General features: G+C 70.0%; 6 protein-coding genes. 2 read left to right on the top strand and 4 right to left on the bottom strand.

Annotated elements, in window-relative coordinates; all coding sequences use genetic code 11:
* The first annotated feature begins 154 nt into the window (after positions 1-154).
* A complete protein-coding gene (locus FS845_RS08850) occupies positions 155-838 on the top strand; it encodes a transglutaminase-like cysteine peptidase (RefSeq protein ID WP_144633310.1) in 684 nt (227 codons plus the stop codon).
* Positions 839-857: 19 nt separating this feature from the next.
* The gene (locus FS845_RS08845; RefSeq protein WP_144633307.1) at positions 858-2900 is read left to right on the top strand and encodes a LapD/MoxY N-terminal periplasmic domain-containing protein; all 2043 of its coding nucleotides are present in this window, start codon (positions 858-860) and stop codon (positions 2898-2900) included.
* Between the two features lie 67 nt (positions 2901-2967).
* Here the strand turns inward: FS845_RS08845 and FS845_RS08840 are convergent, their stop codons facing one another.
* From FS845_RS08840 to FS845_RS08825, 4 genes are all read right to left on the bottom strand, one after another.
* Entirely contained in the window at positions 2968-3816 is an 849-nt protein-coding gene (locus FS845_RS08840; protein ID WP_144634542.1) for a M48 family metallopeptidase, read from the bottom strand.
* 53 nt (positions 3817-3869) lie between these two features.
* A complete protein-coding gene (gene aroC, locus FS845_RS08835; protein WP_144633304.1) occupies positions 3870-4928 on the bottom strand; it encodes a chorismate synthase in 1059 nt (352 codons plus the stop codon).
* 40 nt (positions 4929-4968) lie between these two features.
* On the bottom strand, positions 4969-6339 hold the full coding sequence (locus FS845_RS08830; RefSeq protein WP_409929279.1) for a putative bifunctional diguanylate cyclase/phosphodiesterase: 1371 nt from the start codon (positions 6337-6339) through the stop codon (positions 4969-4971).
* Positions 6340-6533: 194 nt separating this feature from the next.
* The gene (locus FS845_RS08825; RefSeq protein ID WP_144634537.1) at positions 6534-8024 is read right to left on the bottom strand and encodes a protein adenylyltransferase SelO; all 1491 of its coding nucleotides are present in this window, start codon (positions 8022-8024) and stop codon (positions 6534-6536) included.
* Positions 8025-8026 lie beyond the last annotated feature (2 nt).

Genomic DNA, 8026 nt, shown 5'->3' with positions numbered 1-8026 from the left:
TCCCGCGCCTGGCGTCCGGTGGCGGCGCACTCGGCCGCCGGGCTGCATTGCCTTGCCGCGGTCCCGGACGGCGGCAGGCGGGCTCACGGGTCCGCCGGCCGGCTTTTCGTTTGATGTCGCTCAGCCGTGGCCGAAAGGTTGGATAATCCCCGCCATGCGATCGCCCCGCCGTCCCAGCAGCCTGCCGAAGCTGAGCCGATGGACTTTGCTGTGCCTGGCCCTGCATTGCGGCGTCGGTTACGCCCTGGATGTGGACGCCCAGAAGCTGCAAAGCCTGTCGGCCAGCCGCTATGGCGCGCGCGGCGCGCAGGCCGTGGCCGACTGGCTGCGGTTGCTGCGCGCCCCCGCGCCCGTCCAGCCCGGCCAGGCATTGCAGCTGGCCAACGATTTCTGGAACGGGCACGTGCAGTCGGGCGAAGACCCCGCCATCTGGGGACAGGCCGATTACTGGGCCACGCCGCTGGAATCCCTGGGCCGCGGCGTGGGCGACTGCGAAGACTTCGTCATCGGCAAGTACGTCACGCTGGTGGCGATGGGCGTACCATCGATCAAGCTGCGTTTCATCTATGTGCGCGCGCGCATCGGCGGTCCCGGCAGCGGCACCCAGGTCGCGCACATGGTGCTGGGCTACTACGAAACCCCGAATGCCGTGCCGCTGGTTCTCGACAGCCTGGTCACTGCCATCCTGCCCGCCACGCAGCGCCGCGACCTGGCGCCGGTATTCAGCTTCAATGCCGAAGGAGTCTATGTCGACGGTAAAAACGCAGCGCCCGTCGAACGGCTCGACCGTTGGCGCGATCTTCTTCAACGCATGGAACGCGAAGGCGTACGCCCCTGAAGCGAGGAGAACACTTCATATGTCCATACTCCGCCAACTGCTGCTCAGCGTCACGCTGGCCATCGTCGTCATCCTGCTCGGCGCCCTGGCGCTGAACGTGAACGCCGCGCGGCAGTACCTGTCCGACCAGTTGCAGGTGCAGAGCAACGACGGCGCCATCTCGCTGGCGCTGTCGCTGTCGCAACCGGCCAACAACGATCCGGTGGTGCAGGAATTGCTGGTGTCCGCGCTGTTCGACGGCGGCCACTACGCGCTGGTGCGGCTGGAGGACACGGACGGCGCGGTGCTGATCGAGCGGCAGGCCAAGCCGGTGGACGATGGCGTGCCGGGGTGGTTCAAGGCGCTGGCGAAGCTGCGCACCGCACCCGCCACCCACGCCGTCAGCGACGGCTGGAAGCAGTTGGGCACGGTCACCCTGCAGGCCAGCGACGCCGACGCCTGGCGCTCGCTGTGGCATGGCAGCGTGCGCATGGCCGGCCTGGTGCTGGTGGCGGGAGGGCTGTGGGCGCTGTTTGCCATCGCGCTGGTGCGCTGGATCAAGAACCGGCTGCTGCGCGAGATCAGCGAGCAGGTGCTCGAGATCGGCCGCGAGGGCTCGTCCAGGCCGGTGCTCGCCCGCGTGCCCGAGCTGGCGGGCGTGGCCGAGGCGCTGAACCAGACGCGCGAACGCATCCTGGCCACCACCGAGGAACAGAATGCCAAGATCGAATCGCTGGAACTGCAGATGAACCTGGACCCGGTGACGGGGCTGGCCAACCGCAAGTACTTCCTGAACGAGATGCGGCGGGTTCTGGAGGCTGCGCCGGCCAGGGGCGCCGCAGCGGGTGCGGCGACGGCCGGTGCGGCGGCCGATGCCGCGGCGGCCGATGCCGCGGCGGCCGATGCCGCGGCGCCCGGTGCCGGGCACGTGCTGATCTTCCGCCAGCGCGACCTGGCCGACCTGAACCGCCACCTGCCGCGCGACTTCGTCGACCAGTGGTTGCGCGGCGCCGCCGAACGGCTGCAAGCCACCCTGCAGCGCATCCAGGCCACCTCGGCCATGATGGGCCGCCTGAACGGCTCGGATTTCGCCGTGCTGCTGCCCGGCGTGGCCGCGCCGCAGGCCCTGGTGATCGCCGATGCGCTGCGGGTGGACCTGCGCGCCTCGCGCATCCCGGTGGGCGAAGGCCATCTGTGCCGCTGGGCAATGTCGCTGGCCGACTACGCCGCCCCCGCGCAGGCCAGCGCGGTGCTGGGCCGCCTGGACTTCGGTCTGATGCGCGCGGAAAGCGCGGGCGAGGACCACGTCGTGATCGTGGACGACAGCGACAGGCAGGGCCCCTCCGAGGCCGGCAAGCTGGCCTGGCACGCCACGATTTCGGCCGCGCTGGCCGAAGGCCGCTACAGCCTGGAGACCGAACCGCTGCTGACCTCGCAGGGCGAGCCCGTGCGCACCGAGGCCACCCTGATGCTGAACGACGCGCACGGCCGCCCGCCCCTGCACGCCACGCTGTTCATCCCCGCCGCGGTGCGCCTGGGCCTGGTGGCCGAATGCGACCTGCAGGCCGTCAAGCTGGGGCTGGAATGGCTGGCCGGCCATCCGGGCGAACTGGCGGTGCGCATCGCCCTGCCCTCGCTGCACGACGGCCGCTTCCTGCCGCGCCTGGGCGAGCTGCTGCAGCCGCGGCCGGGCCAGGCGCAGCGCCTGTTCCTGGAAGTGGACGCGCACGGCCTGGCCGAATATCCGCAGGAAGTCGCGGCCCTGGGCCGCGTGGCCACGCAGAGCGGCGCACGCCTGGGCCTGCGCCGCCTGGCCCAGCAGTTCACCGCCGTGTCGCAGCTGCACACCGTGCCGCTGGCCTACGTGAAGCTGGGCGGCGGTTTCGTGGGCGGCATGTCCGAAAGCCCGGGCAGCCAGCAGCTGACCGCCTGGGTGGTGGAAACCGCGCGCGGCCTGGGCATCGACGTGTATGCGGAAGACGTGCCCGACGCCAGGACGCGCCGCATCCTGTCAGGCCTGGAGATCCACGTGATGCGCGGCCCGGGCGTCACCCCGCAGCCACGCGGCGAGGGCGATGACTGACGGGGCGGCTGGCCGTGCGGCGAAGGGACGGCTGGGGGGGCACCCGCCCGCGCGTCCGCGCCGTACGCTACTTCGCGGCCTTGCTAGACTGCTCGTACAGCGGCATGACCTGCTGGGAGGTCGCCTGCAGCTCGCTGATGCGGGTCGAGGCCGAGGGGTGGGTCGACAGGAACTCCGGCGGCGAACTTCCGCCCGACGCCGCGCCCATCTTCTGCCACAGCGTGACCGCCGCGCGCGGATCGTAGCCGGCGCGGGCGGCCAGCTCGACGCCCATGCGGTCGGCCTCGGTCTCGTGCGTGCGGCTGTTCGGCAGCGTGAACATCACCTCGGTCAGCTTGCCGCCCACGTCGGACGCGGCCGACGAGCCCGTCGCGATCGACAGCACCTGAAGGCCGAGATTGGTGGCCATCTGCTGCGACACGCGCTCGCGCGCATGCTCGCGCAAGGCATGGGCGATCTCGTGGCCCAGCACGGCGGCCAGTTCGGCGTCGGTGGGCTTGATCTTGTCCAGCAGGCCCGTGTACACCGCGATCTTGCCGCCGGGCATGCACCAGGCATTCACGTCGTCGGTCGACAGCACGTGCACCTCCCAGGCCCACTTGGCCGCATCCGGACGGAAGGCGCCCACCTGAGCGATCAGGCGCTGCGAGATGCCGCGAACGCGGCTGACCTGCGCGGCATCGCGGTCCAGCAGGTTCTTGGTGCGCGCTTCCTGCACGATCTGGCCGTACTGCTGCGACGCTTCCTGGTCGAGCTGCTGCTCGGACACCAGGCGAGACATGTACTGGGCACGGTCCACGCCCACCGTGCCCGACTGCGTGGTGTTGACGCTGGCGCAGCCCGTCAGGATGGCCAACGTGGCGCCGGTGGCGGCCAGCGCGGCGCGGCGCAGCCAGGGGGTCGAGGAGATCATCATGGAAGACATGCGTGGCTCCGGCAAAGAAGAAGGTACGGGACTATCGAACGCGCTCAGCCGCACTGGCCGCGATGCAGCAGCGCGTGGTCGATCAGCACCAGCGCCAGCAGCGCCTCGGCGATCGGGGTGGCGCGGATGCCGACGCAGGGATCGTGGCGGCCCAGCGTCTGCACCACCGTGGGCTCGCCCGCGCGGTCGACCGAGCGGCGCTCGACGCGGATGCTGGACGTGGGCTTGATGGCCAGCGACACCGTGACGGGCTGCCCCGTGGAGATGCCGCCCAGCAAGCCGCCCGCGTGGTTGGAGAGGAAGCCCTCGGGCGTGATCTCGTCGCCGTGCTCGGAGCCGCGCTGCGCGATGCTGTGGAAACCCGCGCCGATGGACACACCCTTGACCGCGTTCAGGCCCATCATGGCATGGGCGATGTCGGCGTCCAGCCTGTCGTAGATGGGCGCGCCCCAGCCCGCCGGCAGGTTCTCGGCCACGACCTCGATGCGCGCGCCGATGGAGTCGCCATCGCGGCGCAGTTCGTCCATGTAGGCCTCGAGCTGCGCCACCACGCCGGCATTGGGCGCGTAGAACGGGTTGTTGGGCACTTCGTCCCACGACTGGAACGGGATCTCGATGGGCCCGAGCTGGCTCATGTAGCCGCGCACCGTCACGCCGAACTGCGCGGCCAGCCATTTCTTGGCAATGGCGCCGGCAGCCACGGTGGGCGCGGTCAGGCGCGCAGACGAACGGCCGCCGCCGCGCGGATCGCGCACGCCGAACTTGTTCCAGTAGGTGTAGTCGGCGTGGCCCGGACGGAAGGTGTCCGCGATGTTCGAGTAGTCCTTGCTGCGCGCGTCCGTGTTGCGGATCAGCAGGCCGATGGGCGTGCCCGTGGTGACGCCCTCGTACACGCCCGACAGGATCTCGACCTGGTCGGCCTCCTGGCGCTGGGTGACGTGGCGCGAGGTACCGGGCCGGCGGCGATCGAGTTCGGCCTGGATGTCGGCCACTTCCAGCGGCAGTCCGGGCGGGCAGCCGTCGACCACGCAGCCGATGGCCGGGCCGTGCGATTCGCCGAAATTGGTGACGCGGAACAGGTTGCCTAAGGTATTGCCGGACATGACGGTAGCGGAAGGAATCGAGCGGAAACGGAAGACTCGATTATGACATTGCCGCCGCGACATCCCGGATGTCCTGCGCGGGCGCGGGCCGGCCCAGCAGGAAACCCTGCATCAGATGACAGCCCAGCGCGTCCAGGATCTTGCGCTGGCCGGCAGTTTCCACGCCCTCGGCCACCACCGTGAGGCCCAGCGCACGGCACATCACCAGCACCGACAGCACCACGTCGCGGCTGACGGCGTCGGTCTCGATGTCGGCGATGAAGCCGCGGTCGAGCTTGACCCAATCCAGCGGCAGCTTGCGCAGGTGCGTCAGGCTGGAATAGCCCACGCCGAAGTCGTCCAGCGCCACGCCGATGCCGCGCGCGCGCAGGCTGTTCATGGTGGCCACGTGCCGTTCGTACTGCGAGATGAACAGGGATTCGGTGATTTCCAGCACCAGCCGGTTGGCCGGCAGGCGGCTGGTGGTCAGCGCATGGTTGACCTGCACCGGCAGCGCCGCCGAATACATCTGCCGCACCGACAGATTGACGTGCAACTGCCACGAGGCCGGCCAGTTCGCCGCGTGCGAACACGCGGTTTCCAGCACCCACGCGCCCAGCGGCACGATCAGCCCGGTGCGCTCGGCCAGCTCGATGGCCAGCGCCGGCGAAATGGCGCCCTGCGTGGGATGGTGCCAGCGCAGCAGTGCCTCGCAGCCCTTGATGGTGGCCGTCGGGCTGTCCCACAGCGGCTGGAAATACACCTCGAACTGGTCCATGGAGGACGAGGCCAGCGCCACGCGCAGGTCGTGCTCCAGGCCGCGGAAATGGCGCTGGCGCTCGAGCATGGCAGGTTCGAACATGGTCCAGGCGGACTCGCTGTCCTCTTCCACGTGCAGCATGCCCAGCAGCAGACTGCGTTCCAGTTCCTCGATGCTGTTGCCATGGTCGGGGTACAGGGCCACGGACAGGCGGAACTCGACCAGCAGCGGCTGGCCGTGCATCTCGTACGGCCAGGACAACTGCTCGATGATGTGCGGCGCCAGTTCGCGCGCGGCCCAGCGGTCGGTGTCGGCCGCCCAGACCAGGAAGGAATACGACGCATAGCGCGCCACCAGGCAATCGGGCGCGACGTGCCGCAGGCGGTCGGCCACCATGGCCTGCAGCGACTGGTTGTCCGCGATGTCCAGCATGGCGCTGAGCTCGGCATGGTGGACCACCTGGATGAGGAACATGGCGCCCGGCGGCCCGCCGGCGCGCTGCAGCGTGGGCTGGATGCGCCGGCGCAGCGCATCCACCGTCAGCGCGCCCGTGAGGGTGTCGCGCGCGAACCGGCGGCGCATCACGAGTTCCCTGCAGAGGAACACGACACAGACGATCAGCACGATCAATATCGATATGCCGCTCTGTCCGACCAGGTCACTCCCACCCACGAAGACCCCTCATGAAGGCCCTGCTCCTTACGCGGACGCGGACCTCTTTGCGTTTAGCCAATAGCACTCGCACCCGGCGGGTGCAGATGAATTATCTCCGATTTGGTTACGTTCAAATGGCACATTTATCAAATGTTTTCCATTTACTTCTCAGCGCTACGGGATTTTGAAGGCATTTCGCCCCGCCGCGGGGCTCACGAGGAGCAGCTGACTTCGATCCCGGCGGCCCAGTCGGGCGGCAGCGCGGCATAGCTGTCGTGGCCCGGCCGCGGCGTATACGGATCGCGCAGCAGCGCCAGCAGCGTGTCGATCTCGGACGGGTCGCCCTGCCGGGCCGCGCGGATCGCCTGTTCGGCCAGATGGTTGCGCAATACATACAGCGGGTTGACCCGGTCCATGGCCTGCGCGCGCGCCTCGGCCGGGCGGCCGTCGGCGGCATGGCGCGCCTGCACTTGCGCCAGCCACTGGCCGGCCGCGGGACGGTCGATGAACAGGTCCAGGAAGGGCTGGGGCTCGCCCCGCACCGCCTGGGCCAGCCGGCGGAACGTCAGGGTGAAATCGGCGCGGCCCATGTGCATCAGGCGCAGCAGCTCGTCCAGCAGCGGCTCGTCCTCGGGCAGCCAGCGGGCCAGGCCGATCTTGGCGGCCATGCGGTCATGGAAGACCTCGGTGAACACCGCCTCGTAGCGCTCCAGCACGGCGCGCAGCGGATCGGCGTCCTCGACCAGCGCATGCAGCGCGCCGGCCAGGCGGTACAGGTTCCACAGGCCCACCGAGGGCTGGCGGTTCCAGGCATAGCGCCCCTGCGTGTCGGTATGGTTGCACACGTGGGCCAGCTGGAAGGCGTCCATGAAGCCGTAGGGGCCGTAATCCAGGGTCAGCCCCAGGATGGACATGTTGTCGGTGTTCATCACGCCATGGCAGAACCCCACGGCCTGCCAGTCGGCCATCAGGCGCGCGGTGCGCCGCATCACCTCGTCCAGCAGCGCGACCAGCGGTCCGTCCTGGCCCTCGGCGCCGCGGCACTGCGGGTAGAAGCGGTCGATGACGTAGTCGGCCAGCGTGCGCAGCAGGTCGGGCTGGCGGGTCGATGCCCAGTGCTCGAACGAGCCGAAGCGCACGAAACTGGGCGCCATGCGGGTGACGATGGCGGCGGTTTCCACGGTCTCGCGGACCACCGGATCGTCGGACACCACCAGGGCCAGCGCCCGAGTGGTGGGAATGCCCAGGCCGGCCATGGCCTCGCTGGCCAGGTATTCGCGCACGGACGAGCGCAGCACGGCGCGGCCGTCGCCCATGCGCGAGTACGGCGTCATGCCGGCGCCCTTGAGCTGCAGCTCCCAGTTGCCCTGCGGGCCGCGCACCTCGCCCAGCAGGTGCGCGCGGCCGTCGCCCAACTGGCCCGCCCACACGCCGAACTGGTGGCCGCTGTAGACGGCCGCCAGGGTGTCGCCGCCAGGCAGCGGGGCGGCGCCCGAGGCCACCGCCAGGAATTCGGGCGTATGCAGCGCCGCCGCGTCCAGGCCGATCAGCGCGGCGGCGTCGGGATTGGCGTGCAGCAGGCGCGGCTCGGTCAGCGGCCGCGCGGCCAGGCGGGTGTAGAACTGCGGCGGCAAGGCGGCGAAGCTGTTGTCGGTCTGCAGGTCGGTCAAGCGGGCGGCCAGGGCCGCGCCTTCGATAGGCATGT

The organism is Bordetella genomosp. 13 (genome assembly GCF_007679965.1).
Lineage (GTDB): Bacteria > Pseudomonadota > Gammaproteobacteria > Burkholderiales > Burkholderiaceae_B > Bordetella.
This window is presented reverse-complemented; position numbering and strand designations above follow the sequence as displayed.

Excerpts from the sequence above, each read along its gene's own strand:
- FS845_RS08850 (WP_144633310.1), top strand. The coding sequence starts at position 155 with ATGCGATCGCCCCGCCGTCCCAGCAGCCTGCCGAAGCTGAGCCGATGG.
- FS845_RS08845 (WP_144633307.1), top strand. The coding sequence starts at position 858 with ATGTCCATACTCCGCCAACTGCTGCTCAGCGTCACGCTGGCCATCGTC.
- FS845_RS08840 (WP_144634542.1), bottom strand. The coding sequence starts at position 3,816 with ATGATGATCTCCTCGACCCCCTGGCTGCGCCGCGCCGCGCTGGCCGCC.
- aroC (WP_144633304.1), bottom strand. The coding sequence starts at position 4,928 with ATGTCCGGCAATACCTTAGGCAACCTGTTCCGCGTCACCAATTTCGGC.
- FS845_RS08825 (WP_144634537.1), bottom strand. The coding sequence starts at position 8,024 with ATGCCTATCGAAGGCGCGGCCCTGGCCGCCCGCTTGACCGACCTGCAG.